Raw genomic sequence first — 23,577 nt, forward strand, 5'->3', positions numbered from 1 at the left:
GGCGGCGCGTTCACGCCTCCGGCACGCGGTCCAGGAACCCGCTCACCGAACTGATCCGGCCGTCCTCGGCGAGCCGGGCCACATCGAACCCGGCCACCGGCGCGGAGCCGTCCGCCGGGGAGACCAGCTCCCAGGCGAACCGGACCAGGTCGTGGTGCCCGTCGGCCGTCCCGGCGGGCCGGAAGCGGAAGCCGGGGAACTGCTCGTGCACGCCGCCGATCACGGCCGCCAGCCCCTCGTGCCCCCGCACATCGGCCAGCGGGTCGGTGTAGCGGGCGTCGGCGGTGAACGCGGCGGCCACGGCCTTCGCCCGCTCCTCGGCCCCGGTGGTGTTCCAGGCGGCGAAGTAGCGCTGGACGGCCTCGTCGTACCCGGTCATGGTGTGCCCTCTCCTCGTGCGCCCCGGTGGTCCGGGGCGGTGACCCCACCTTGGCCCGGGGGCTCGGGCACCGTCGATTACCCCGGAGGTAAGGGGGCTCCGTCTGCCGGTCCGCCGCCGGGCGTAGGGTCGAAGGAGGTCGCGCATCGCGCATGTCGAGCGGGGGCAGGGAACCATGACGTACGGAACGGTCACGACGGTCAGCGCGGGCGGCGGGCACACGTTCAGCAAGGCGAACCGGGACAGCGTGACGCTGCTCGCCGGGCTCGGGGTCGAGGGGGACGCCCACGCGGGCGTGACGGTCAAGCACCGTTCCCGGGTCGCGCAGGACCCCACCCGGCCCAATCTGCGGCAGGTCCACCTGATCCACGAGGAGCTGTTCACGGAGCTGTCCGGCGCCGGATTCACCGTGGCCCCCGGAGAGCTGGGCGAGAACCTCACCACCCGGGGCATCGACCTGCTCGCCCTCCCCACCGGCACCCTGCTGAGGATCGGCGACGACGCGGTCGTCGAGGTCACCGGCCTGCGCAACCCCTGCCTCCAGATCGAGGCCTTCCAGGAAGGGCTGCTGAAGCAGGTCGTCGGCCGGGACGCGACGGGTGCGGTCGTGCGCAAGGCGGGTGTCATGAGCGTGGTCCGGCAGGGCGGTGTGATCCGCACCGGCGACACGGTCGCCGCCGAACTCCCCGGGGGCCCGCACCGCCCGCTGGAACGCGTCTGAATCCCCTCACCGCCCGGTCCCCGCCAAAGCGCCCACGGGCCGGTGTCCGCATGTCATGATGCGGGCAATGCCGGACGCTGGGGGGCGTATGGGAAGCACGGGCACAGTGCTGCGCGAATTGCGCGGTGCACAGAAGAGCGCCAAGGGCGTCTCGCTCTATTCGAGGTATGTGAACCGGCCCGCCGGGCGGGTGCTCGCGGCCGGGGCGTACCGGGCGGGTGTGACACCCAATCACGTCACGCTCATCAGCGCGCTGTTCACCTACGGCGCACTGGCGTCGGTCGCGCTCGTCGAGCCGTCCTGGACGCTCGGCGTCCTGGTCTGGGCGGCCCTCGCGGTCGGCTTCGCCTTCGACTCCGCCGACGGGCAGCTCGCCCGGCTCACCGGCCGGGGAGGCCCCGACGGGGAGTGGCTGGACCATGTCGTGGACTGCGGGAAGCTGCTGCTCGTCCACGCCGCCGTTCTGATCTCCTTCTACCGCTTCGGTGAACTGCCCTCGGAAGCCTGGCTGTTGCTTCCCCTGGGCTTCCAGCTGGCGGCGGTGGTGACCTTCTGCGCGGGGCTGCTGCGCGAACAGCTCGGCAAGGCGGCGGTGAGCGCCCGGGGCCCGTCCTGGGCGGCGCCGGCGTCGGCGCCGCCCGTCTCGCGGGTGCGGGCCGCGGCGCTGCTGCCCGCCGACTACGGGGTGTTCTGCCTGGTGTTTTTGCTGCTCGGCGCACCCGGGGCCTTCCGCGCCGGGTACGCCGCGCTCGCGGTGGTGCACACGCTGTTCCTGGCGCTCTTCCTCGCCAAGTGGTTCAGGGAGCTGAAAGCGCTCCGGGCCGGCTGACGAGCACGTCCAGCGCCCGGCGCAACTGGGTGCTGGACGTGTGCACGGTGTACGGGAAGTAGACGACCTCCACGCCCACTTCGGCGAAGTCGCGTTCCAGCTTCTCCCCCTTCTCCGTGCCCCGCCAGTCGTCGCCCTTGAAGATCACGTCGAACCGGACCTGCTGCCAGGTCTCGACCTTGTCCGGCACGGTCTCCACGAACGCGGCGTCCACGAAGCGCACGCTGCGGACGATCTCCAGTCGTTCGCGGAGCGGGATCATCGGCGTGTGGCCCTTGGCGAGGGCGGCCATCTCGTCCGACACGACCCCCGCGACCAGGTAGTCGCACTGGCTGCGGGCGTGCCGCAGGATGTTGAGGTGCCCGACGTGGAACAGGTCGTACACCCCGGGTGCGTAACCCACCCTGTGCTGCACCATCCGTATCTCTCCCCCCACGGTGAACGTGATCCGGTGATGTTCCAACGACCTTACTGTGAAGAACACTTGTGCAAGCCGTGAACGGATAAGCTCGACAGGGGCTGTTCCCCGGTGGGGACAGTGGCTGTCGTGGGGGGAAGGCGATCGTCCGATGTCCGAAACGTCAAGGCCCAGTCCGCTGCGGGACCGCCGACTCCTGGTGGTTTCGACCAACTACGCACCGGAGCTCACCGGCATAGGCCCGTACGCCACCCAACTGGCCGAGCACTGGGCCGAGTCCGGCGCCCGCGTCCGGGCACTCACCGGCATGCCGCACTACCCCTCCTGGCGGCTGGAGGAGGAGTACCGGGGCGTCTGGAGAACGGTGGAGATACGCGGCGGAGTCGGCGTGCACCGGCGCCGGCACTATGTGCCACCCCGTCAGACCGCGCTCAAGCGGGCCGCGTTCGAGGCGAGCGTCCTCGCGACCGGGCTGTTCGCTCCACCGCCCGGACGCCCCGACGTCGTGATCTCCCAGATGCCCAGCCTCGCCGGCGGCGTCATCGGGGCCCGCCTCGCCCGGCGCCACGGCGTCCCCCATCTGCCCGTCGTCCAGGACCTGATGGGGGCGGCAGCCGCGCAGAGCGGCATCCGGGGCGGCGGCAGGGCCGCCTCGGTCGCCGCGGCCGCCGAGCGGTACGCCCTGCGCGGGGCCGCCCTCGTCGGCGTCATCCACGAGAGCTTCGTCCCCGGCGTCACCGCTCTCGGCGTTGACCCCGGCCGCATCCGCATCGTCCCCAACTGGACCCATGTGCGGGGCCCCACCGCCGACCGGGCCGCGACCCGGGCCCGGCTCGGCTGGCCCGAGGGCGCCCCGGTCGTCCTGCACTCCGGGAACATGGGCCTCAAGCAGGGCCTGGACGTCCTGGTGGACACCGCCCGCATCGCCCCGGACGTCCGCGTCGTCCTGATGGGCGACGGCAACCAGCGCGACGCCCTGCGCGCCCGCGCCGAGGGACTGGCCAACGTGGACTTCCTGGAGCCCGCGGCCGCCGAGGAGTTCACCGACGTCCTCGCCGCCGCCGACGTCCTGGCGGTCACCCAGCGCGCCTCGGTCCTCGACATGAGCGTCCCCTCCAAGCTCACCTCCTACTTCACCTCGGGACGCCCCGTGATCGCCTCCGTCGCCGACGAGGGCGGCACCGCCGACGAGGTCCGCCGCTCGGGAGCCGGGGTCCTCGTCGCTCCCGAGGATCCGGCCGCCCTGCTCGAAGCGCTGCGGAAGCTGGCCGCCGACCCGGCAGCCGCCGACGCCCTCGGGGCCGAGGGCCCGCGCTACGTCGCCCGCCATCTGAGCCGGGAGGCGGGCCTCGCCCGGTTCGACGCCCTGCTCGCCGAGGTCCTGCCGGACGCACAAGGGAGCCCCCGCCGATGACACCCCATCACCGCGCCCCGGACGACCAGGACGAGCCGGCGCTCCTGCGCGACCAGTTCCGCCAACTCCTGCGCTACCGCTCCCTGCTGGCCTGCGGCGTCGCCGTCGGCCTGCTCGGCGGCGGCTATCTCGCCCTCGGCGGCGAGGACGTCTACACCGCCACCGGCGAGGTGCTCGTACGCTCCGCGATCTCCGACCCCTTCGCCGCCGGATCGACCGCGGACAAGGGCATCAACATCGGCTCCGAGCGCCAGACCGCCGTCAGCGACACGGTGGGCACCCTGGCAGCCGGGACCCTCCTCAAGGCGGGCGACGACGTCACCGCCCGCAAGCTGCTCACCGGGCTCCAGGTCACCAACCCGCCCAACACCCTCACCCTCCGCTTCTCCTACACGGCCGCCACCCCCGAACAGGCCCGCGCCCGCGCCGAAGCCCTCGCCGGGGCCTATCTGGCCCACCGCAAGGCGCGCACCGAGGAGAGCATCCAGAACATGTCCGACGGCTACCGGGCCCAGCTCGGCCCGCTGGAGGAGAAGCGCGACCTCCTGGAGGACCAGATAGGGGCGGGCGCGGAGGACGACGTCAGCAGCGCCCGCGCCAACATCATCGTCTCCATCTCCGAGCTGAGCCGGAAGATCTCCGAACTGAAGGCCCTGGACACCACCCCCGGCTACCTCAACAAGAAGCCCGTCGCCCCCACCGCGCCCACCGGTGCGGGACTGCCCCTCCTGCTCGGGCTCGGCGGCGTCGTCGGCCTCGCGCTGGGGCTGCTGCTCTCCTGGGTGCGCCTCGTCTTCGACCCCGCCGTACGCTCCACCCGCGAACTCGTCCACTCGCTCGGCGCACCCCTGCTCGGCACCCTGCCCCGGGAACGCGCCGCCGCGGGCAGCCTGCTCGCCATCGGCCGCGGCGGCTCCCGGCTGGCCGAGGAGTACCGCGCCGTCGCCTTCCGGCTCGCCTACGACCCGTCGTTCGCCGAGAGCCGCCGCCTGCTGGTCACCGCCCCGCGCGGCGACAGCACGGCGGCCGCCGCCGCTGCCGCCAACCTGGCCGCCGCCTTCGCCGAGATGGGCCGCGACGTCCTGCTCGTCGAGGCCGACCTGCGCACCCCCTCGCTCGCCCGCGACCTGGGCTCCGCCGCCCACGGGATGCGCCCACCGCGCTGGGCGGCCGGGGAGGGCGACGGCAGCTGGCCCACCGGCGGCCGCACCCATGTGGACGTGCCCGGATCCGGGGCCTTCGCCCTGATCCCCGGGACCACCGTCGACAACGTCCCGCGCGCCCTGACCTCCCCGCCCGTCGGCCGCATCGTCGCCGAGGCCGACCGGCCCGGCAATGTCGTCATCGTCCTCGCCCCGCCCGTCCTGTCCTACGCGGACGCGGTCGCTCTCGTCGACCGGGTGGAGGGCGTCATGATCGTCTGCGACCCGCGCGAGGTGCACCGCAGCGACCTGGAACGCATCCGCGAGATCATCGGAGCCTCCGGAGGATCCGTACTCGGCGCGCTGCTCCACCCGGGCCGGGGCCGACTGCGCCGCGCGCGGCGACGGGCGAAGCCGACGCGACGCCGGGGCGACGGCGGCGGGCCCGCCGCCACTACCGAGCCGGACGCTCCCGAGAACACCGGTGATCCCACCGAGACCCTCGGCCTGCGTACCTTCACCCTGCCGGCCGCGCGCCGGTGAGAGCCCGCACCGCCGTCCTCTGCTCGGTCGCCGACCAGGGCGTGGCGGCGCTCACCAACATCCTGGTGCTCCTTGCCGCCGCCCGGCTCTCCACCCTCACCGATTTCGCCCGCTTCTCCGCGGTGTACCTGGTCTTCACGGTGCTCCTCGGCGTCTCGGGCGCGTACACCGGGCAGCCCCTCGTCCTCAAGCGCGGCGCGGGGGAGGAGACCCGGGGCGCCTGCCGGTCCGCCGTCGCCTTCACCGTCCTCGCCTCGGCCGCCCTCGGCGCGCTGCTCGCCGCCGTCTGCCTCCTCGTCCCCGGCGACACCGCCCGCGCACTGATGGCGCTCGGCCTCGTGCTCCCCGTGGCGCTGGGGCAGGACGCCGGACGGTATGCCTTCTCCACCCTCCAGCAGCCCCATCTCGCCCTGACCGCCGACCTGTTGCGGCTCGGCTGCGTGCTGGGCGCGCTCGCCGCGCAGGACTACGGGGCGTCCCCGGCGCGCCTGATCGCCGTCTGGGGCCTCTCCGCCCTGCCCGCCCTGCTCCTGTCCGCCTCCCTCCTCCACCGGGCCACCGCGGGGACCCCGGTGCGGCTGCGCCCGATGCTCCGGCGCGGCCACCTCGGGCAGCGCTTCACCGTCGAGTTCGGCGTGGGCAACGCGACCGGCCAGCTCTCCGTGCTCGGCCTCGGCGCGGTCGGCAACCCGCTCCTCGTCGGCGCGCTGCGCGGGGCGACCACCCTGTTCGGACCGCTCAACGTGCTCTACACCTCCACCACTTCCTTCGGCCCCCCACTCCTCGGCCGCATCGGCGACGACCGCCGCCGGGTCCGGGCCACCGCCGCCCTCGCCGCCGTCCTCGCGGCGACCGCCGCGCTCTGGGCCACCGTGCTCGCCCTGCTGCCCGAACGCGCCGGACGCGAACTGCTCGGCGACACCTGGCCCACGGCCGCCGCCCTGCTCCCCGCGACGGGCAGCCAGTACGCGGCGATGGCCGTCGGCACCTGCGGGCTGCTCGCCCTGCGCATGCTCGACCCGCGCACCACGCTCAGCGTCCAGGTCGTCTTCTCGCTCACCGCGGTGGCGTTCCTCGCGGGCGGTTACGCCGTCGGGGGTGTCCCGGGCGCCGCCTGGGGGCTGGCCCTGGGCTCGCTCTGCAAGGCCGTCGCGACCTGGATCAGGGTGGCCCGGATCCACCGCCGGGGGCCCGCGCCCCGGGAGACCGTCAGCGCCGACGCGCTGCCCGCTGCTCCCTGAACGTGGTGATCAGCACCAGGCACAGCGCCGCGATGGCGAGCTTCCCCACCGCCTGGAGCAGCGGACCGCGCAGCAGGATGAAGGTGTATCCGGCGATCAACGGGGCCGCGATGGCCAGCACGCTGCCCGAACCCGGACCCGCCCGGGTGACCGCGAGGGCGTACCTGCGGTCGGTGCGGGCCGCCGCGTAGCCGATCAGGGCCATCCCGCCGACCATCCCGGCCGGACCGAGGTCGACCCAGAACTCGGTCCACAGCGGGGCCGAGAGATTGGTCATCCGCAGCCCCATCCACTGCCCGACCCGGACCCCGGTGTCCTCCGGCTTCCCGCTCCACACCGCGCGCGGCACGAAGAACAGCGCGGAGCCCGTCAGCTGACGGCCATAGGTGTGCCCCCGGGTGTCGACCCACGAGATGGTGTTGGCGAACATCACCATCTGGTCGTAGTCCTTGGTCACCAGCGGCTCGAAGACCGACGCCGACTGCACGGGCCGCTGTCCCCCCTCCTCGTACCGGAACCGGTCCGCGTACGGGAACACCACCAGCGCCCCCACCACCCCCGTCGCCAGCACCGTGCGGTAGAACGCCGCACTGCTCGGGAACGCGGTGAACACGAACGCCATCAGCACCGTCAGGAACCAGTAACGGGCATTGGAGATCGGGTTGTTCACCACGAGGTTCAACGCCGCCAGCGCCACCCACACCAGCACCGTAGACGGGGTGCGCCGGGCGCGGTGGGAGGTCGCCAGGCGGCGGGTGTAGAACAGCAGCGCCAGCAGCGCCGGGACCTGGCCGAAGCCCTTGACGAACGCCGAGCCGACGTTGGACCCCTCGGTCACCACCCCGCTCGCCGCGACGGTCTCGTTGATCTCCTGCCGGCTGGAGAAGAAGACCGCGGGCCCGCCCAGCTTCAGCACGTAGAACGCGCTCGCCGCGAACGCCAGCAGCACCAGCAGCCGCAGCCGCAGCGGATGCGCCACGGCGGCCTTCCCCCCGCCCGAGCCCCGCGCGGAGGGTGCCCGGCGGCGCAGCGGGCGCCGCGATGCCAGCAGCGCCCCCAGGTCATAGGCGGCACACCCCACCAGGACCATCGCGATCGCGGTCACCAGGTCCTGGCGCGGCCCCACCATCGGCGTCGGCGTCTGCCCGATCACCACCTGGGCGAACGGCGCCACGCCCATCGCGATGTACACGAACATCCAGAAGACGCCCTGGAGCAGCCGCCGCCGGGTCGAGAGGATCATCGTCGCCAGCCGGGCCCCCGCATAGCAGGTCAGCACCAACTGGAGCCAGTACGCCGTGTCCCGGACCCCGCTGCCGGGCTGGGCGGCGATCACCGCGGGCAGGAAGCAGACCAGTCCCAGGATGAGCGGCACGGACAGGGCCCGCGACAGCATGGCCCAGGCGATCGGCCGCGCGGGCGCGTCGGAGGGCTTCCCGCGGGTCGGCGTGCGCGCCGACGTGTGCACCGACGTCATGCGCCCCCCGATCAGTGAACCGCTGAACACTCTAACGAATCAACCCACTTGAGGGGATGCGATGACTAGGCTGTGAACGGTCGGCCGAGGTTGAGGGGAACTCTGGTGAAAATCCTGCATGTTGTCACGCTCCACACTCCGGACCACGCCTTCGGAGGTCCGACCCGGGTGGCGTTCAACCTGTCCAGGGTCCAGCGGGCCGCCGGGGACGACGCCCGCGTCATGGCCCTCGGCGACGGCTTCCCCGACGGTGAACTGCCCAGCCGGGTGGAGGGAGTTCCGGTCCACCTCTTCCAGGCGCGGCACCTGCTCCCGATGTTCGAGGTCAGCGGCATCACCTCCGCCACGCTGCTGCGCACCGCACGCCGCATGATGCGCGGCGCCGACCTCGTACACGTCCATCTGATGCGGGACCTGGTGACCCTGCCGGCGGCGCTCCTCGCGCTCGCGTCCCGGACGCCGCTGGTCGTCCAGACCCACGGCATGATCGACCCCACCGAGAAGAAGGTCGCCCAGCTCACCGACCTGCTCGGGGTCCGCAAGGTGCTCCGCGAGGCCGACGCCGTCCTGCACCTCACCGAGATGGAGCGGGTCGATGTGAACGACGTCGCCGCCCCCGTCCCGCTCACCCGCACCGTACGGCTGGTCAACGGGGTCCGCCCGCAGGAGCGCAAGCCCGCCCGCGACCCCGGCCGCCCGCCCACGGTGCTCTTCCTCGCCCGGATCCAGGAGCGCAAGCGGCCCGAGGACTTCGTCTCCGCGATGCCGCACGTCCTCGCCCGCCACCCGGACGCCCGCTTCGTGCTCGCCGGGCCGGACACCGGCGCACTGGCCGGCACCCTCGCACTCGCCCGGAAGCTGGGTGTGGCCGATTCCCTCGACCATGTCGGTCCGCTGGAGCACGATCAGGTCCTCGCCGCCGACCGCGAGGCCGATGTGTACGTGCTCCCGGCGATCGAGGAGCCGTTCCCGGTCTCGGTGCTGGAGGCGATGTCGGTCGGCACCCCGGTCGTCATCACCCGCACCTGCGGGCAGGCCCCCGACGTCGCCGGGGCGGGGGCGGGCCGGGTGATCGACAGCCGGGTCGGCGAGGACGCGGCCAACGCGCGCAAGGTCGCCGACGCGATCCTGGAGCTGCTGGAGCCGGAGGCCGCCGAGCGGGCGGGCAAGGCCGCCTGGGAGCTGGTGAACGAGCAGTTCACCATCGAGGCCGTCACCGCCACCCTCCGGCGGACCTACGAGGACGTGGTCCGCCGGAGGCGTGGGTGGTGACCGGGCTGTTCACCGACGCACGGGCTTCTCGCGCGACTTGAGGGCGATCTGCCAGCGGTAGAAGCTCATCGCCAGCGCGAAGTCGAAGCCCGCCCGGCCGTCCAGGAAGCCCCGCCGGTAGAGGTACATGTACGCGAACGACACCACCGGCTTGAACGGCGCCTTGTGGAACAACTGCCCCTGGCGGGACTTGACCTGGCGCACCTGCTCCTTCACCTGGGGGTGCTGCTCCAGCCACGCCTCCCAGTCGGAGTAGCGGTTGTGCCGTTCGAACCAGGCGGTCACCGGGTCGAGGTCCTGGTGCTCGATGGGGTGGGTGAGCGTCCCCACCGTCGCCGCGACCGGCTGGTAGTGGCCCTCCACCTCACCGATGCCGGGGGCGTCGAGGTCCCCGACCTCCGGGTAGTGGGAGCGGGTCCGGTCGGTCAACGACCGCTTGCGGATGGTGTATCCGTGGCGCAGCCGCTTCCCCGAGAACCAGTAGCCGAGCGGAATGTCGTACGCGGCCGGCTTCGGGGCCGCCGGGTCCCGGAAGGTCTCCCGCAGCTCGGCCAGCAGCCCGGGGCTGAGCCGCTCGTCGCCGTCCAGGAGCAGGATCCAGTCCAGATCGGTGCGGACGTTGTCCAGGCACCACTGCTTCTTGCGCGGGTGGCCCCCGTCCCAGGTGTACGTGACCACCTCGGCTCCGCACTCCTCGGCGATCTTGACGGTGTCGTCGGTGCTGTGGGAGTCCACCACCACGACCGCCTCGAAGTGGCCGAGCACCGATTTCACCGCCTCCGCGATGTTCAGGCCCTCGTTCTTCGTGGGGATCGCCACGGCTATCGGCAGCTTCGGCTTTCCTGCGGTCATCCCTTGGCTCCTTCGGGCAGCCAGGCGTAGCAGCCTGTGGAGGTGAACGTGCGGGCGGACGTCGGGATCGTGATCTTCCGGGAGGCGCCGGTGTCGGAGGAGCCCGAGGACAGTTCCTTGCCCCCGGCCCCGGTGATCTGCCAGGAGCAGGCCGCGGTGGGGGAGGCGGACCGGTAGGCGCCCGGCCGGAGCCTCTTCCCGGTGTGGACGCCGTCGGGATAGGCGTACGCCGCCTCGTCCACCAGGTCCTGGTGCTGGGGGCAGAGCCCGGCGACCGCGTCCGCCGCGTCCGGGATCTCCTCCGTCGCGATGGCGCCGACGGCGGTGTCCCGGTCGGCCTTGACCAGATAGCGGAGCTTGTCGCAGGTCTCCTGGCCGGTCTGGAGCACGGCGGCCGGGTCCATGCCCTTCGGCACCCGGTCCCGCAGATACTCCTTCTGCTTCTTCGTGAACGTCCCGGTGGCCGGGGTGATCGCGTCGGACGGCGTCTTCGGGCCCGTGGCGGGAGCGGAAGGGCCGGCCGCCGGCTCCTCGGGGTCCCCCGCGGAGGGCGTGGCGGGTGGGGTGGGCGTGGAGGCGGACGGGCCGGGGACGGCGGGCCCGGAGGCCGCGGGGCGCTGGGCGCCCGCGGCCTCCGGACCGTTCCCGTCGGCGGACGAGCCGCAGGCGGCCAGCGCCGCCGTCGTCATGATGACGACGGCGCCGGCCAGGAGCGGGTTCCTCATCGGATCAGCCATTCCTCAGGGCGTAGTGCGCGCTGACCTGCGAAGAGTTCAGCGTGGTCGGGTAGACGGCGGTCTCGTCGATCTGCCCGGCGAAGAAGTTGCTGGTCGGACGGTTCGGCCAGCCGGACAGGTTGTCCCCACCGACCCGCCAGTAGCCGGGGTTGCCGTCGTTGCCGGAGACCAGGATGTTCGACGTGCGCAGCTGCCCGTCGACGTACAGCGCCATGCCCTGCCCCAGGGGGCCCTGGGTGGCGACGACGTGGTGCCACTGGCCGTCGTTGTAGGCGGCCGGAGTGGTGACGGTCCGTGCCCCGCTGCTCTGGACGCCGAACACGAGCCGTCCGTCGTTGCGCATGTAGACGTTCTTGTCCTGACGGGTGCTGTTCTGCTGCGTCATGTTCCCGAAGCCGATGATCTTCCCGCCCCGGGTGGTGGTGGTCCTGATCCAGGTCTCCACCGAGAACCGGCCCGGCGCGGCGTGCTGCCGGTTGCTGTACGCGTAGTCGTCGGCGCCGTTGAAGCCGATCGCCGTCGAGGGCCCGGCGACCGCCGCCGGGGTCTGCCGGTAGGCGGGGCCGTTGCGCAGGAAGCCGTTGTTCAGGTTGTCGCTGCTGTCGTGGGCGAACGTGGAGGCGCCCTCGTCGTAGCGCCAGTACAGGCTCGCCCCGTCGGACCTGACCCGGGCCGGGTACGCCTCCGTCGTGTTCGCCACGGTCGCGGACTGGGCCGGGGACTTGGCGCTGGTGTTGGTGCCGTCGCTCGCGGTGATCCGGTACGAGTGGGTCGCGCCCGGCTCGACGTCGGTGTCCGTCCAGGTCAGCTGGGGCCGGTCCCAGAAGACCGAGTAGCCGGTCGTCGTGTGGACCGGGGTGTTCGAGCCGTCCTTGTAGATCCGGTAGGTCAGCTCCCCGTCGTCGGTGTCGAAGCTGGTCTGCCAGTTCACGTCGATCCGCCCCGGGGTCAGGGTGGACAGGCTGACGTTGGGCACCCAGGGCGTGCCCGTGTCCGGGCCGTCCGCGAACCGGGTCAGCCCCTGTTGCGGCTTGCTGTTGACGGTGGTGAACTCGCCGCCCACCCACAGGTAGTGGCCCCCGCCGCTGCTCGCCTGGGTCATCACCCGCGGTCCGACCGGCTCCCCGATGCCGTCGTTGGTGTCCGGGAACCACGGCAGCAGCTTCGGGTCGTCGACCGACTGGGCCAGCAGATGCTTGCGCTGCTGGTCCGGGAAGGCCCCCATGCTGGAGCAGTCGTGGGCGTGGCTGCCGCTGTACAGCACGCCGGAGTGCACCAGCACCGCCTGGGTCGCGCCGAGGCAGGTGTCCCGCCAGCGCTGCTGGAAGTCGCCCAGGTTCAGAGCGATCCGCCCGTCGAACACCCCGCCGCCGGTGCCCTCGTTGCCGGTGTAGAAGCCGGTGGCGTCGGTGGTGATGTCCTGCACGGTGGAGTTGTTGTGGATGAACCCCGGGTAGGCCTTGGTGAGTTGGCCGGTGGTCGCGTCGACCACGGCCAGGGCGTGGGTGGTCGTGCCGTTGATCCGGAAGAAGTCACCGCCGAGCAGTACGTTCTGCCCGTCCGGAGTCACCTCGACCGCCCGCGCGACCTCGTCGGCGTTGGCCGTGAAGGGCAGCAGCGAGGCTCCGGTCGTGACGGCGGCGAAGTGGTTCCTGGCCTGCCCGCCGACCGTGGTGAAGTCGCCCGCCAGATAGACCGTGTCGTCGGTGACGGCGAGCCCCCGCACGGTCGCCGAGACCCCGATCTTGAAGGTGTTGCGGACCGTGCAGGTCTCGGTGTCGATCGCCGCGATGTTGCTCACGCCGACTCCGTTCACCGCCCCGAACTGGCCGCCCGCGTACAGGGTTTCGCCGTCCGGTGACAGCGCCAGGGCGCGGACGGTCGCGGTCCCCGAGGAGATGGTGAAGGACAGTGAGCAGTCGGTGGGCGCCCCGGTCGCCGCGTCGAGCGCGGCGAAGTTCACCGCGGGCTGCTCGCCCGTTCCGGGAGCGGCGGTGGGGGGCCGCAGGGTGGAGAAGGTGCCGCCCGCGTAGACGACGCCGTCGCCGGCGGCCATCGACCAGACGATGCCGTTGGTCTGCCAGGTGGTGAGGTCGTCCGCGGTGATGGCGACCGGTGGTGTCAGCGCCGCCGCCGGAGAGGTCCCGGCCGCGGTCGCGGTCAGGGCTCCGGCCAGCAGGCCGAGAGCGGCGGAAGCGGCCCGCACACGGCCGCGTCCTCCGGTTCTCTGCCCCGTACTTCCGTTCATCATTCAGCTCCGAAGGTGAGATTCGAGCTGCGGCCTGGAGGCCGCGGATCCTGCCTCGCCCGACCGGACGCGCGGACTGTCCGTCCCGCTGCCGGCCGACGCGAGTGAGTAGGCGGAGCCGAGGGCCCCGCCCGGTGCCGGCGCGGAGAGCTCCACCGAGTGATCGGTGGAGACGGCGGGCGCGCCGGTGATCGTCCCGGGCACGGGCGCGGCTGGCGCCGGCCGGGAGTTGGGGGTGACCGACGTATCGGTCCGGGCTCCGGTGGCCGGCGCCCGGTGGTGGCCGTCGGCCGAGCCGGCCCGGGGACGGACGGGCCCGCCGGGCGGACGCGCGGGAACACGCCGCCCGGCCGGGTCACCTGTCCACCCGGACGGCGGCCCCGGTCAGCTGGTCGTCCAGCCGGCGGATGTCGGCGTCGACCATGATGCGGGCCAGCTCCCGAGACTTCACCTCGGGCTTCCAGCCCAGCAGTTCCTCGGCCTTCGACGCGTCCCCGATCAACGCGTCCACCTCGCTGGGGCGTTCGTACTTCGGGTCGTAACGCACGTGTTCGCGCCAGTCCAGTCCCGCGTGCTCGAAGGCGAACTCCAGGAACTGCCGGACGCTGACGCCCTCACCGGTGGCGACCACATAGTCGTCGGGGGTGTCGCACTGGAGCATCCGCCACATGGCGTCCACGTACTCCGGCGCGTACCCCCAGTCCCGGACCGCGTCCAGGTTGCCCAGGTGCAGACGGTCCTGGAGACCGGCCTTGATCCGGGCGACGCCCCGGGTGATCTTCCGGGTCACGAAGGTCTCGCCCCGGCGCGGCGACTCGTGGTTGAAGAGAATCCCGTTCACCGCGAACATGCCGTACGCCTCGCGGTAGTTGACGGTCGCCCAGTAGGAGTAGACCTTCGCCACGCTGTACGGGCTGCGCGGATGGAACGGGGTCCCCTCGTTCTGCGGGGGCGGGCTGGCGCCGAACATCTCGGAGGACGATGCCTGGTAGACGCGGGTCTGGATGCCGCTGGCCCGGACCGCCTCCAGGAGCCGGACGGTGCCGAGCCCCGTGACGTCACCGGTGTACAGCGGGGCGTCGAAGGACACCCGCACATGCGACTGCGCGCCCAGGTTGTAGACCTCGTCGGGCTGGATGTCGCGCAGCAGGTTCACCAGGGCCACACCGTCGGTCAGGTCCGCGTGATGCAGGACGAAGGAGCGCTCCGGCTCCTCGGGGCCCTGGTAGATGTGGTCGATCCGCTCGGTGTTGAAGCTCGAGGAACGGCGTATGAGGCCGTGCACCGTGTACCCCTTGTCGAGCAACAACTCGGCGAGATACGAACCGTCCTGGCCGGTCACTCCGGTGATGAGCGCGGTCTTCGCCACGATTCCCCCTTCTCTGCTGATCGCCTCGGCGGCGACGTTCACCGACATATCGGAATTGATGCGTTCTGCGGCAAAGTGTCACCGCAGTCCCTTTCTGCTGGCACAATCCGAGCCATGACGACCGAACTCCACGCCCCTTCCCGGGAATCCGCCCGCCCGCTACTGCGGCCCGGCTCCCGCATATTCGTCGCGGGACACCGCGGCCTGGTCGGCTCGGCGGTGGCCCGCCGCCTCGCCGACGACGGCCACGAGGTGCTCACCCGCGGCCGCGACCTCCTCGACCTGCGCGACGCCGCGCGGACCGGGACGTATCTGAAGGAGGTCCGCCCGGACGCCGTGGTGCTGGCCGCCGCCAAGGTCGGCGGGATCATGGCCAACAGCACGTATCCGGTGCAGTTCCTGGAGGACAACCTGCGCATCCAGCTCAGCGTGATCGCCGGCGCGCACGCGGCCGGCACCGAGCGGCTGCTCTTCCTCGGCTCGTCGTGCATCTACCCCCGGCTCGCGCCCCAGCCGATCCGCGAGGACGCGTTGCTCACCGGCGAGCTGGAGCCCACCAACGAGGCCTACGCCCTCGCCAAGATCGCCGGAATCGTCCAGATCCAGTCCTACCGGCGGCAGTACGGCGCCTCCTACATCAGCGCCATGCCCACCAATCTCTACGGGCCCGGCGACAACTTCGACCTGGAGACCTCGCACGTTCTGCCCGCGCTGATCCGCCGCTTCCACGAGGCGCGGCGGGACGGGGCCCCCGAGGTGACCCTGTGGGGCTCCGGCTCCCCGCGCCGCGAGTTCCTCCATGTCGACGACCTTGCCGCCGCCTGCGTCACCCTGCTGGAGGCCTACGACGGCGACGAGCCCGTCAACATCGGCTGCGGAGACGACCTCACCATCCGTGAACTCGCCGAGACCGTAAGGGAGGTGACGGGATACCAGGGGCAGATCGGCTGGGACGCGTCGAAGCCCGACGGGACGCCCCGCAAGCTGCTCGACGTCACCCGCCTCTCCTCCCTCGGTTTCACGCCGAAGATCCCGCTGCGCGACGGCATCGCCCGCACCTACGCCTGGTGGCTCGGACAACTCCCCGCCGGGCAATGACCGTTCGGCGCCGTCGAGGGGTTTCCCTCGGCGGCGCACCGGCTGTGCTCCACGCATCCGCACGCCCCCGCCCTCAGTACGCACCGCGGCCGTCGGCGACGGCGCGCACGGTGCGGGCGAGGAGTCCCATGTCGGCGGCCACCGACCAGTTGTCGACGTACCAGAGGTCGAGCGAGACGGTCTCCTGCCAGGTCAGATCGGAACGGCCGCTCACCTGCCACAGGCCCGTCAGCCCCGGTTTCACGGCGAGCCGGCGGTGCTCCCGCTCGTCGTAGCGCGAGGCCTCCTCCGGCAGCGGCGGCCTCGGGCCCACCAGCGACATATGGCCCAGCAACACATTGACCAGTTGCGGGAGTTCATCGAGCGAGGTACGCCGCAGCATCCGCCCGACCGACGTCACCCGGGGGTCGCCACGCATCTTGAACAGCGGTCCGTCGACCTCGTTGCTCGCGGCGAGCTGCGCCTTGAGCTTCTCGGCGTCCGCCACCATCGTGCGGAACTTCCACATGGTGAACGGCCGGTTGTGCTGCCCCTGTCGAACCTGTCGATGGAAGACCGGCCCCCGCGAGGACAGCCGGACGCTCAGCGCCACCGCCAGCAACAAGGGCGTCAGGGCCAGCAGCCCGAACAGGGCCCCCGTACGGTCCAGCACGTTCTTCAGCACCGCCTGCGGCCCCCCGCGCAGCGGCGGAGCGATGTGCAGCAGGGTGAGCCCGGCCGCCGTGACCGGGCGGACCCGCTCGGCGGCCACCCCGGACAGCTCCGAGACCACGGACAGGGCGACGCCGCCGTCGTGCAGCCCCCAGCCGAGCCGGCGCAGCCGGTCCCCGGTCAGCTGGGGCCCGGGAGCCACCAGCACCAGGTCCGCCGCGTGGGCGTAGACCCCGCCGAGCACCGTCGTCACGTCGTCGTCGGCCGGGCAGGACGCGAGACGCCCCGGCACCTGCACCCCGTCCAGCTCCAGCCGGGCGGCGCCCACCGGAATGGCGGCGACCAGACAATAGTCGTGGTCCGTACGGGAGTTGAGCAGTTCGGCCGCCCGGCCCACCCCCGAAGCCTCGCCGACCAGCAGTACTCTGCGGACCCGGTGGCCCCGGCGTCCGGAGCGCGGCCACCGCCGCAGCCCCGCCACCGCCGCGGCGACCAGCAGTCCCGGCGCCACGGCCACGACAGCCGTGGCCGGGTCCACCGGACTGCCCGCGGCCGTGTGCAGTACGGCCAGCAGCCCGATGAGCACGAGCCAGTCCCCGACCGCGCCGAGCGCGCCGCCCGGCGCGGTCCTCGGCCGGTCCGTGTACCGCCCCCGGGCGCCGCGCAGCCCGGCCCAGACCAGCCCCGCCACCGCGGCGGCCGCCACCGGGCGCGGCTGGTCGCCCGCGTGCAGCAGCAGCCAGGCCGGACCGGCCAGACCCAGCAGGTCGGTCAGCGCGGCGAGGGCCGGGCCGGGCGCCGGCCGCCGCCGGGCCGGCGCCCGGCCGGCCGGGTCGCGCTGTGCTGTCGGGGCCCTCCACAGCTGTTCCAGGGCCGCCGTGCGATTCCGGGACGCGGCGGTGCGGGGGCGCGGCGCGCCCCGGAGCCCCACCGGTCCGGATAGGTCGGTATCAGGTATTTCGACATGCCCCATGAACCCCCCAGTCACAGTCGCACCCCCACAAACGCGACGCATCCGCCGATCCCATGGACTGACGGACGCGCCCTCGCTCGGTGCACGATATCCACACACGTGCCATTTCGCTGGAGTTCCCGTGAAGTTCAGACGGCTCGTTCCAGACACCTCCGATCAGCCGGAACCGCCCGATGTCGCCTTGTGTGTACGGATGTTGAGGGAGCGTCGGGCGGGTAAGCGCTTGTGCCGGTCCGGGTCGGGGAGCGATCGGCGGAGGCTCCGGCTCCGGTGCGCCCGGGAGGGAACACGTGAACCCCCTGGCAGGCGGGGCGCCGGGCCAGGGGGTTCACGCGTTCCGCCCGCCCGCCCGTGAGGGTGGAGGCGTCGTTACGGGGTCAGAACGCGCGGTCCGTGCGCCTCCTCGTGCGCCGGTGGACCAGTAGCCCCGCGCCAACGAGTGCTGCCGCCAAGAGAGTTGCGGACATCACAGTGACGCCGGTGGCGGCCAGGCTGCCGCCGCCGGACGTGGCGGCGGTTCCGGTGCCGCCGCCCGCGCCACCGCCGACCGTGGAGCCGGAACCGCCGGCCGTGCCGGAACCGCCGGTCGTGCCGGTGGAGCCGGAGCCCCCGGTGGTGGAGCCGCCGCCCGACCGCGTACCGCTGTCGCCGCCCGCCGAACCGTCACCTCCTGTGCTGCCGCCGCTGCTGTCGCCGCCCGTCTCCCCGCCGCCCGTGGCCGCGGTGACGGTGAGTGTCACGGCGGAGGTGCGGGTGGTGCCGGCGTCGTTGCGGAACTCGGCGCGGTAGCGGTAGCCGTCCTGCGCCGTCCTCGCGGTGAACGCGAGGGCGGACCCGGTCGCGCCCTCGACGTCCTTCCAGGTCTGCGCGGAGTCGGTGCTGACCTGCCAGCGGACCGTGGGCTCCGGGGAGCCCTCCGCCGCTGCGGCGATGGCGACTTCCTCGCCGTCCACCGCCGCCAGGTCGGCGGGCGCGCGGGTCACCAGCGGCGAGATCTGCCGGACCAGCTTGGTGATCTTTCCCTCGGCGGGGCTCGTGACGAAGACGGTGGCCCCGCCCGGCTCGACGGCGAGCGAGGCCGCGCCGGACTGGGAGTGGTTGCCGGGCAGCGACAGGTCCTTCGCGGCCACGGCGAAGTCCTCGGTGTCGTACACGGTCAGCGTGCCGTTGTTGTCGTTGGCCGGATCGGAGAGGTCCCCGCCGTCCTGCCAGGCGACGTAGGCCCGGCCCGTCGCCGCGTCGAAGGCGGCGTCGCGGGCCAGGTCCTTGCCGACGAGCGTCTTGAACTGCTTGCCCGCGGCGTCGAGGACCAGCACGGACCGGTTGACGCCGACCCACACCGCGCCGGCGGCCGGGTCGATCTCGGTGAAACCGGCCATGCCCTGCGCACCGGGCAGCTCGAAGGACGCGGTGACCGCGAACGACGCGAGGTCCACCCGGTGCAGCTTCCCGGCCGCGAAGTCGCTGAACCAGAGCGCGCCCCGGGCGGGATCGGCGGCGAACTGCGTGCCGCCCGGGAGCGTGAGGCTCCGGGTCGCCGCGCCGGTGGCCCGCTCGATCTCGGAGAGCTTCGCGCCCTGCGCGACCAGCACCGTGCCCGGGGTCGTGCCGGGGGCGATGTCGGTGATGGTGGACCCGGTGAGCCAGACGCCCGAGGCCTTCTCGTCACCGGCCTTGGCGCTCCCGACGCCCCGCAGCGGGTAGTTGTAGACGACGCCGTCGCCCGGCAGCGGTCCCGCGATGCGGGCGGCCGCCGAGGTGCGCACCTCCCCGGTGGGCCCGGGCGCCTGGCTGATCCAGCTCTCGGCCTTCCCGTCCCCGGGGTTCAGCACATACAGCCCGCGCTCGTCGACGTCGGCGGTGTCGGGGAGGTTGTCCGCACCGACGTAGAGCTTCTTCGAGTCGGGGTGCAGCAGCAGGTCCAGCGGCTTGCCGGCGGAGGTGAAGTCGGCGACGGCCCGGTAGGAGACGGTCCCCGCGGGCACGTCGACGCCCTCGCCGCCCGGTTCGCCGGGCTCCTGGCCCGCGAAGGCGACGGGTATGCGGACGTCCTGCGTACGGTCGCCGCCCGCGCGGTGGTCGGCCCGGGTGACGAGGGAGCAGGCCACCTCGGCGCAGTCGAGGCCGTCGCCCTTCGCGGCGATCTCGATCTCCACGTCGAAGGTTCCGCCGGGCCCGAAGGCGCGGGCGAGGTCGCCCTCGTACGGGTCGCCCGGGGGCACGATCCACTGCGAGGTCTTCGAGCCGCCGCTCATGTCCGCGCCGCCGAGGCAGGGGGAGGGCGCCCGGTTGTCGCCGTTGTCCTTGCACAGGGCGACGTAGATGCCGGACTTCAGGCCGTACCCCTCGCCGGTGACCCGGACCTTCTCGCCGGCCGGGTCGAGTCCGGTGGTGGCCGAGACGGTGAGCTTCTGCCCCTGGGGGCCGGTGGCGGTCTTCGGGGTGCCGGAGTCGGCGCTGACCGCCGCGCCCGTGGGGATCGCCGCGAGCAGCAGGGCGGCGACGGCCGCCGTACCCGCCCGCCGGCCGAGTCTGCGCCGGCCGATTCCGCGGCTGCCGTTCGGTGGTGTGCCGGGAGCGGTGCCCGGAGTGGATGTCATGTCATTCCTCGTCACGACGCGTGGGAGCCCGGCCCCGGCGCGAGCGGCCGGGACCGGGCGAATGGCTGTGTTGCCCAGGGGAGTTGGCAGGAGTGGCGCGAAGTCGATCGGCGCTACTTGTGGTGGGCTGTGCTACACAAAGCTGATCGGGGCGTGGACGTCGTACTTGCGGTCGTTGGTGTCGGTGTGGTCGGCGCGGGTCACGACGGCGCACTCGACGGTGTCGCCGCAGATGTTGCCGCCGCCGAGGTCGGCCTTGACGTGTATCCGGACGCTGAAGGTGCCGCCCGCGCCGAACGGCGAGGTGTTGGGGAGGCCGCCGCCCAGGCCGGACACCCAGTGCGAGGCGCCGGTGGTGCCGGACTGGTCCTGGCCGCCGAGACACGGCGAGGGCTTGTTGGCGCCCTGGGCCCCGTTCACCACGCACAGGCTCACGTAGACGCCCTGGCCGGTGTTGTAACCGCTGCCGGTGACGGTGATGTTGGCGCCCCCGGCGGCCGCGGTGTCGGGGGCGGTGAGCGACAGGTTGTAGGTGGCGCCCCCGTCGGTGACCGTACGGGTGCCGGTCGCGGCGGCTGCGGGGGAGGCGAAGGCCAGAGCCAGCGCGGCGGCGGCGAACGCGGCGAGGCCCGCGCGGGCGACGGTACGGGTGGAGGGAACAGCACTCATGAGATGAGCACCTTTCTCGGCATCGGTAACCAGAACCACGGACACCCAGTCGACTTAGGTAAGGCATACCTAAGTCCAAGTCTGTTGGGTTGTCAACAAAGGTGCTGCCTACGGGATCTGCTCACGGGGTGCTGCTCACGGGCGCTGCCGACGCGTGGCTTCCCGCGCGCGGTACGGGTCAGCCGGCTTCGGCCGGCGGCAGGGCCTGCTCGGTCCAGATGGTCTTTCCGGTCGGGGTGTACCGCGTGCCCCACCGCTGGACGAGCTGCGCCACGATGAAGAGGCCGCGCCCGCCCTCGTCGTCCGCCGCGCTGTGCCGCAGGTGCGGAGAGGTGTGGCCGGTGTCCGCGACCTCGCACACCAGGGTGCGGTCCCGGATGAGGCGCAGCCCCAGCGGACCGCCCGCGTACCGCACCGCGTTGGTGACCAGCTCGCTGACGACCAGCTGGGTCGCGAACACCAGCTCCTCCAGTCCCCAGGCCTCCAGCTGCCCGGTGGCCAGCTCACGGGCACGGCCCACCGACACGGGTTCGGCGGTCAGCTCCCAGTCGGCCACCCGGTCCGCGCCGAGGGCACGGGTGCGGACCAGGAGCAGGGCCGTGTCGTCGGCGCTCGTGCCGCCGGGCACCAGCTCGGACACCGCCCGGTCGCACAGCTCCTCGAGCGACGCCGAACGGTCGCCGAGCACCTGGCCCAGCGTGTCGAGGCCGCGTCCGATGTCGTGGTCCCTGGCCTCGACCAAACCGTCGGTGAAGAGCGCCAGCAGGCTGCCCACGGGCAGGTCGATCTCCATCGACTCGAACGGCAGCCCGCCGAGACCGAGCGGCGGACCGGCGGGCAGGTCCGGGAACGACACCTCGCCCCCCGGGCCGACGATCGCCGGGGGCAGATGCCCGGCACGGGCCATGACGCAACGCCGGGAGACCGGGTCGTAGACCGCGTACAGGCAGGTCGCCCCGGTGGTCACGTCATAGGTCTCGACGGCCCCGCCGCACGCGTCCGACCGGTCCTCCGCGGGCTGTCCCACCAGATCGTCCAGCCGGGTCAGCAGCTCGTCGGGGGCCATGTCGAGCTGCGCGAAGGCCCGTACGGAGGTGCGGAGCCGGCCCATGGTGGCGGCCGCCTGGAGCCCGTGCCCGACCACGTCCCCCACCACGAGGCCGACCCGGGTCCCGGACAGCGGGATCACGTCGAACCAGTCCCCGCCGACGCCGGTCACGTCGTCGGCCGGCAGATAGCGGTAGGCGGTCTCGACGGCGGACTGCGGCGGCAGGTGATGGGGCAGCAACTGCCGCTGGAGGGCGAGGGAAGCGGTGCGCGTTGTCGATGCAGACGGCGGCCCGTGCCGCCAGCTCGTCGGCCAGGGCGACCTCGCCGTTGTCGAACGTGGTCGCGCGGTCGGGGCCGGGCGTCCTGCCCGAGGTGTCGGAGCCCTCGCCCCGGTCGAAGGTGACGAGCCCCAGGATGCCGCCCCCGGTCCGCAACGGGACGACCAGGGTGCCCTCGTCGAGCACGAGCCCGCCCGAGGACAGGCTGCGGTTCTGCTGCGACCCGGGCGGATAGTCGACCGGCGGATACGGCTGCCGGGGGCCGCCGGGACCGCCGGGGCTGTTGGTGCCGCCGGGGCCGGCGGGGCCCCGCGCCGTCGCCGTCGGGCCGCTCCCGGTCGGGCCGCTACCGGTCGGGCCGCTACCGGTCGGGCCGGTATCCGGGCGGCCGGTATCCGGGCTGTCGGCCACCGTCGGGCTCGCCGCCGGGCGGTAGGGATCCGGGCGGCCGGTCTCCGTCGGTCCGCTCGCCGGGAGGCCGGGATCCGGCGTACCGGACCCCGGCGCCGACCGTTCCGCCACCCGCAGCAGGGTCATGTCCGCCGGGCTGCCCACCGCCGCCGTCTCCCCGGTCACCGCGGCCCGGGTGACATCGACCCGTACGGTGGCGGCGAAGTCCGGCACGGCCACGTCGGCGATCTCCTCGGCGGTGGTGGCCACGTCCAGGACCGTGCCGATGCGGCGGCCGGCCTCGACGAGAAGGGTCAGCCGCTCCTGGACCCGGTAGCGGTCGGTGATGTCGAACGCGTCCTCGCACACGCCGAGCGCGTGCCCGTGGGCGTCCTCCAGCCGGTAGTACGCGCAGGACCACAGATGGTCCCTGCCCGGGTCGCTGGGCGGCTGCCCCCGGAAGTGCAGGTCGAGGACCGGCTCGCCGGTGTCGAGCACCTGACGCATGACGCTGGCGAGTGTGTGCGGGTAGCCGGGGGTCACGAAGGAGCCCGCGCCGTACAGCTCCTCGGCCCGCTTGCCCCGGAACGCGGCCAGCGGCTGTCCCATCTCCCGCTCGTAGGCGGTGTTGCTCCAGCTCAGCCGCAGGTCGGTGTCGTAGATGGCCAGGCCGACGGGCGACTGGGTGGCCAGCCCCTGGAGCAGGGCGATCCGCGACTCCCAGTGCAGCAGTGCCTCCACCTCGGCCGCCACCAGGATCCGGTCCGGCGTGCCGGGGCCGCTCGCCCCGGCCGCACCCGGCAGCGGACACGTCGCCGTCGCCACCAGCAGCTCACGGCCGTCCCGGGTGCGGGCCACATGGATCTCGTTGCCGACGAGGGACGGTGGTCCGGGGCCGGGACCGGCCGCTCCGGATGCCTCTGCCGGGAGTGTGCCGCCGGCCGGCCGCACCGAGAGGAACGTGGTCAGGGGCCTGCCCAGGGCGTCGGAGGGGCCGTAGCCGAGGAGCTCGGAGGCCGCGGGGCTCCAGCCGATGACGGTGCTCTCGGCGTCCAGGACCACCGTGGCCGCCCTGGTGATGTCCAGGGGGCCGCGGAAATCGGCGCTCTCCGCCGTGCTCGCCGCGCTCACGGCGCGACACCGGCCCGGTTCATTACCCTCAGAATCCGCCCTGCCCGGGACCGGCACAACTGCGGTGACCCGCGCCGCACCCGCCGGACGCCTGG

Annotated in this window: 17 protein-coding genes and 1 pseudogene; 7 read left to right on the plus strand and 11 right to left on the minus strand. The window is 73.0% G+C overall.

What is annotated here, in order from left to right; translation table 11 throughout:
• Window positions 1–10: 10 nt before the first annotated feature.
• Complete coding sequence (locus IE272_RS14590) at window positions 11–379, minus strand: nuclear transport factor 2 family protein (RefSeq protein WP_098891616.1); 369 nt, start codon at window positions 377–379, stop codon at window positions 11–13.
• A 175-nt stretch (window positions 380–554) separates the two neighbouring features.
• Here IE272_RS14590 and IE272_RS14595 point away from each other — a divergent pair, with 175 nt between their 5' ends.
• Together IE272_RS14595 and IE272_RS14600 are read left to right on the plus strand one after the other, a co-directional pair.
• A complete protein-coding gene (locus IE272_RS14595; protein ID WP_098891615.1) occupies window positions 555–1,100 on the plus strand; it encodes an MOSC domain-containing protein in 546 nt (181 codons plus the stop codon).
• 88 nt (window positions 1,101–1,188) lie between these two features.
• Complete coding sequence (locus IE272_RS14600) at window positions 1,189–1,929, plus strand: CDP-alcohol phosphatidyltransferase family protein (RefSeq protein ID WP_050357055.1); 741 nt, start codon at window positions 1,189–1,191, stop codon at window positions 1,927–1,929.
• On the opposite strand, the gene IE272_RS14605 is transcribed toward IE272_RS14600, so the two are convergent.
• Entirely contained in the window at window positions 1,898–2,347 is a 450-nt protein-coding gene (locus IE272_RS14605; protein ID WP_032792203.1) for an FAD synthase family protein, read from the minus strand. The two genes, IE272_RS14600 and IE272_RS14605, sit on opposite strands and share 32 nt — an antisense overlap.
• Window positions 2,348–2,498: 151 nt before the next feature.
• Between IE272_RS14605 and IE272_RS14610 the strand changes: the two genes are divergently transcribed.
• Genes IE272_RS14610 through IE272_RS14620 form a run of 3 tightly spaced genes read left to right on the plus strand, consistent with a single transcriptional unit; the run spans window position 2,499 to window position 6,687 of the window.
• The gene (locus IE272_RS14610; RefSeq protein WP_190007029.1) at window positions 2,499–3,761 is read left to right on the plus strand and encodes a glycosyltransferase; all 1,263 of its coding nucleotides are present in this window, start codon (window positions 2,499–2,501) and stop codon (window positions 3,759–3,761) included.
• Window positions 3,758–5,446 carry a tyrosine-protein kinase domain-containing protein gene (locus IE272_RS14615; RefSeq protein WP_056698641.1) on the plus strand — a complete coding sequence of 563 codons (1,689 nt, stop codon included), beginning with the start codon at window positions 3,758–3,760 and terminating at the stop codon, window positions 5,444–5,446. Before IE272_RS14610 ends, IE272_RS14615 begins: the two co-directional genes overlap by 4 nt.
• A complete protein-coding gene (locus IE272_RS14620; protein ID WP_057666377.1) occupies window positions 5,443–6,687 on the plus strand; it encodes an MATE family efflux transporter in 1,245 nt (414 codons plus the stop codon). The genes IE272_RS14615 and IE272_RS14620 overlap by 4 nt, the downstream gene beginning before the upstream one ends.
• Here the strand turns inward: IE272_RS14620 and IE272_RS14625 are convergent.
• A complete protein-coding gene (locus IE272_RS14625) occupies window positions 6,656–8,164 on the minus strand; it encodes a hypothetical protein (RefSeq protein WP_190007030.1) in 1,509 nt (502 codons plus the stop codon). The genes IE272_RS14620 and IE272_RS14625 overlap by 32 nt on opposite strands.
• A 105-nt stretch (window positions 8,165–8,269) precedes the next feature.
• On the opposite strand from IE272_RS14625, the gene IE272_RS14630 reads away from it, so the two are divergent.
• The gene (locus tag IE272_RS14630) at window positions 8,270–9,436 is read left to right on the plus strand and encodes a glycosyltransferase (RefSeq protein ID WP_050357060.1); all 1,167 of its coding nucleotides are present in this window, start codon (window positions 8,270–8,272) and stop codon (window positions 9,434–9,436) included.
• Window positions 9,437–9,445: 9 nt separating this feature from the next.
• Here IE272_RS14630 and IE272_RS14635 read toward each other — a convergent pair whose 3' ends face one another.
• The 4 genes from IE272_RS14635 to gmd form a co-directional block, all read right to left on the minus strand.
• The gene (locus IE272_RS14635) at window positions 9,446–10,288 is read right to left on the minus strand and encodes a glycosyltransferase family 2 protein (RefSeq protein ID WP_050357061.1); all 843 of its coding nucleotides are present in this window, start codon (window positions 10,286–10,288) and stop codon (window positions 9,446–9,448) included.
• Window positions 10,285–11,013 carry an Rv1352/Rv1906c domain-containing protein gene (locus IE272_RS14640; protein ID WP_057666381.1) on the minus strand — a complete coding sequence of 243 codons (729 nt, stop codon included), beginning with the start codon at window positions 11,011–11,013 and terminating at the stop codon, window positions 10,285–10,287. The genes IE272_RS14635 and IE272_RS14640 overlap by 4 nt, the downstream gene beginning before the upstream one ends.
• 4 nt (window positions 11,014–11,017) lie before the next feature.
• Window positions 11,018–13,276, minus strand: coding sequence for a LamG domain-containing protein (locus tag IE272_RS14645; protein ID WP_190007031.1), 2,259 nt, complete (start codon window positions 13,274–13,276; stop codon window positions 11,018–11,020).
• A 352-nt stretch (window positions 13,277–13,628) separates the two neighbouring features.
• Entirely contained in the window at window positions 13,629–14,642 is a 1,014-nt protein-coding gene (gmd, locus tag IE272_RS14650; protein ID WP_050357790.1) for a GDP-mannose 4,6-dehydratase, read from the minus strand.
• A gap of 114 nt (window positions 14,643–14,756) precedes the next feature.
• Between gmd and IE272_RS14655 the strand changes: the two genes are divergently transcribed.
• Window positions 14,757–15,740 carry a GDP-L-fucose synthase family protein gene (locus IE272_RS14655; protein ID WP_190007032.1) on the plus strand — a complete coding sequence of 328 codons (984 nt, stop codon included), beginning with the start codon at window positions 14,757–14,759 and terminating at the stop codon, window positions 15,738–15,740.
• 73 nt (window positions 15,741–15,813) lie between these two features.
• Here the strand turns inward: IE272_RS14655 and IE272_RS14660 are convergent, their stop codons facing one another.
• The 4 genes and pseudogenes from IE272_RS14660 to IE272_RS14675 form a co-directional block, all read right to left on the minus strand.
• On the minus strand, window positions 15,814–17,364 hold the full coding sequence (locus IE272_RS14660; protein WP_190007033.1) for an exopolysaccharide biosynthesis polyprenyl glycosylphosphotransferase: 1,551 nt from the start codon (window positions 17,362–17,364) through the stop codon (window positions 15,814–15,816).
• Between the two features lie 377 nt (window positions 17,365–17,741).
• On the minus strand, window positions 17,742–19,964 hold the full coding sequence (locus IE272_RS14665; RefSeq protein ID WP_190007034.1) for a YncE family protein: 2,223 nt from the start codon (window positions 19,962–19,964) through the stop codon (window positions 17,742–17,744).
• Between the two features lie 132 nt (window positions 19,965–20,096).
• Complete coding sequence (locus IE272_RS14670) at window positions 20,097–20,633, minus strand: hypothetical protein (RefSeq protein WP_190007035.1); 537 nt, start codon at window positions 20,631–20,633, stop codon at window positions 20,097–20,099.
• 178 nt (window positions 20,634–20,811) lie between these two features.
• Window positions 20,812–23,482: pseudogene (locus tag IE272_RS14675) on the minus strand (SpoIIE family protein phosphatase).
• Window positions 23,483–23,577 lie beyond the last annotated feature (95 nt).

Source organism: Streptomyces anulatus (assembly GCF_014650675.1).
GTDB classification, from domain to species: Bacteria; Actinomycetota; Actinomycetes; order Streptomycetales; family Streptomycetaceae; genus Streptomyces; species Streptomyces anulatus.

What these genes read in the sequence shown, in the direction of transcription:
- IE272_RS14590 (WP_098891616.1), bottom strand. Translation starts at nt 379, where the DNA reads ATGACCGGGTACGACGAGGCCGTCCAGCGCTACTTCGCCGCCTGGAAC.
- IE272_RS14595 (WP_098891615.1), top strand. Translation starts at nt 555, where the DNA reads ATGACGTACGGAACGGTCACGACGGTCAGCGCGGGCGGCGGGCACACG.
- IE272_RS14600 (WP_050357055.1), top strand. Translation starts at nt 1,189, where the DNA reads ATGGGAAGCACGGGCACAGTGCTGCGCGAATTGCGCGGTGCACAGAAG.
- IE272_RS14605 (WP_032792203.1), bottom strand. Translation starts at nt 2,347, where the DNA reads ATGGTGCAGCACAGGGTGGGTTACGCACCCGGGGTGTACGACCTGTTC.
- IE272_RS14610 (WP_190007029.1), top strand. Translation starts at nt 2,499, where the DNA reads ATGTCCGAAACGTCAAGGCCCAGTCCGCTGCGGGACCGCCGACTCCTG.
- IE272_RS14615 (WP_056698641.1), top strand. Translation starts at nt 3,758, where the DNA reads ATGACACCCCATCACCGCGCCCCGGACGACCAGGACGAGCCGGCGCTC.
- IE272_RS14625 (WP_190007030.1), bottom strand. Translation starts at nt 8,164, where the DNA reads ATGACGTCGGTGCACACGTCGGCGCGCACGCCGACCCGCGGGAAGCCC.
- IE272_RS14635 (WP_050357061.1), bottom strand. Translation starts at nt 10,288, where the DNA reads ATGACCGCAGGAAAGCCGAAGCTGCCGATAGCCGTGGCGATCCCCACG.
- IE272_RS14640 (WP_057666381.1), bottom strand. Translation starts at nt 11,013, where the DNA reads ATGAGGAACCCGCTCCTGGCCGGCGCCGTCGTCATCATGACGACGGCG.
- IE272_RS14645 (WP_190007031.1), bottom strand. Translation starts at nt 13,276, where the DNA reads ATGATGAACGGAAGTACGGGGCAGAGAACCGGAGGACGCGGCCGTGTG.
- IE272_RS14655 (WP_190007032.1), top strand. Translation starts at nt 14,757, where the DNA reads ATGACGACCGAACTCCACGCCCCTTCCCGGGAATCCGCCCGCCCGCTA.
- IE272_RS14660 (WP_190007033.1), bottom strand. Translation starts at nt 17,364, where the DNA reads ATGGGGCATGTCGAAATACCTGATACCGACCTATCCGGACCGGTGGGG.
- IE272_RS14665 (WP_190007034.1), bottom strand. Translation starts at nt 19,964, where the DNA reads ATGACATCCACTCCGGGCACCGCTCCCGGCACACCACCGAACGGCAGC.
- IE272_RS14670 (WP_190007035.1), bottom strand. Translation starts at nt 20,633, where the DNA reads ATGAGTGCTGTTCCCTCCACCCGTACCGTCGCCCGCGCGGGCCTCGCC.